The following is a 1,110-nucleotide window of genomic DNA, read 5'->3' on the forward strand; positions in this document are numbered from 1 at the left end:
TGTTGTGGGTCGTGACGTTGGTGACGCGGGGTATGGGGTGAGTTGATGGGGGCGGTTCTTTCGGCGGCAGGATGGAAAACGCCAATCCTCCGTCCGCTCGACCCGAAAGAACCGCCGTGTCTCACCGTAATGCCCCGCTGACCGTCGAGGGTCGCCACCGGCTCGTCCTGCGCTGCCAGTCCCGTCCGATCGCGCACGTCGCCGCGGAAATGGGAATCTCACGTCAGTGTGCGTCGAAGTGGGTCAGCAGATTTCGCCGTTACGGCGAAGTAGGGCTACTCGACCGGTCCAGCGTCCCGCACCGGTCACCGGCCGCCAAGTCGGTGGCTGTTGTGAACCGGATCGAGGCGTTGCGGCGGACCCGCAAGTGGTCCGCTCGCCGGATCGCCCTCGAGCTGACGGCTGAGGGCACGGCCGTGTCTGTGCGGACCGTGGGCCGGCATCTGGCGCGGCTCGGGCTGAACCGGCGCCGGTTCCTGGACCCGGCCGGTGAGCCGAATCGGGCACCGCGCCGGATCGCCGCTCGCCGGCCCGGGCATATGGTGCACGTCGATATCAAAAAGGTCGGCCACATCCCCGATGGCGGTGGCTGGCGTGTCCACGGCAAGGGATCGGCCCAGCACAAAGCCACCCGCGCGGTGAACCGGCGCACCCGGCCTGGTTACGTGTTCCTGCACTCGGCTGTCGATGGCTTCTCCCGGCTTGCCTACACCGAGGCACTGCCTGACGAGAAAGCTGTCACAGCAATCGGTTTCGTGTTCCGAGCCAGGGCGTTCTTCGCCGCGCACGGCATCACACGAATCGAGCGGATCGTCACCGACAACGGCTCCTGCTACAGGGCCCGCGATTTCGCGAAAGTGCTACTCGGCGCCCGCCACCAGCGGATCACTCCCTACACGCCACGGCACAACGGGAAAGTCGAGCGCTATAACCGGATCCTGGCCGAGGAATTCCTCTACGCCCGCGAGTGGACCTCAGATCTGCAGCGCCAGCAGGCGCTGCAGATCTGGAACATCCACTACAACTATCATCGACCGCATTCGGCCGCCGGAAACCAGCCACCAGCACAGCGACTCCACACTGGCGTCACCAACGTCCAGGCCTCATACA

The 1,110-nt window shown here is 65.7% G+C and carries 1 protein-coding gene; it reads left to right on the plus strand.

Going from position 1 to position 1,110, the window contains the following annotated elements:
• Positions 1-116 precede the first annotated feature (116 nt).
• The coding region (locus NN2_RS35665; protein ID WP_156511576.1) for an IS481 family transposase at positions 117-1,110 on the plus strand (994 nt) is incomplete at its 3' end.

Origin of the sequence: Nocardia nova NBRC 15556, assembly GCF_001613005.1 — a bacterium.
In the GTDB taxonomy this organism is placed as follows: domain Bacteria; phylum Actinomycetota; class Actinomycetes; order Mycobacteriales; family Mycobacteriaceae; genus Nocardia; species Nocardia nova.